At 35.5% G+C, this 547-nt stretch carries 1 pseudogene; it reads left to right on the top strand.

Annotated features, from left to right (window positions below):
- Positions 1-56: 56 nt before the first annotated feature.
- Positions 57-547: pseudogene (locus ACSC97_RS18275) on the top strand (IS701 family transposase); the annotation flags it as partial.

Here is a 547-nt window from a genome sequence, read left to right as displayed (position 1 = left end):
TAGGACTTACGCATTGACGGATTCAAAAAAGTATTAAAATAGTTTATAAAGTATCTGTGATCAGACGAACTAAACATGCTTCTACAGCAACTTGTACATTACCCATTTATATGGGCTTTCTCATGACAGAACCGAACTCTATTAGCTGCACACAACTTGCCGAGACTTATAATATCTCGCATGATAGTGTAAATCGCTTTCTGGAGCGTGAAGACTACACACCTCACGACCTATATCAAGAAGCAATTCAACATATTGATAATAATAAACTTATAGTCAGTATTGATGATACTGTTTTAGATAAACCATATAGTCAACATATGGACTTGGTTAGCTATTTTTGGTCAGGCAAACACCACCGATCCGTCAAGGGGATTAATCTCATTACCCTGTATGCGACAGATCAGAATGGTCAAAATATTCCAATTAATTTCCGAATTTATGACAAATCTGAGGGTAAAACCAAGAATGATTACTTTATGGATATGTTAAGTGAAGTACTTAGTTGGGGTGCAAAGATTCAATTTATTACAGGTGATAGTTGGTA

Source organism: Acinetobacter sp. P1(2025) (genome assembly GCF_051390655.1).
In the GTDB taxonomy this organism is placed as follows: domain Bacteria; phylum Pseudomonadota; class Gammaproteobacteria; order Pseudomonadales; family Moraxellaceae; genus Acinetobacter; species Acinetobacter junii.
This window is presented reverse-complemented; position numbering and strand designations above follow the sequence as displayed.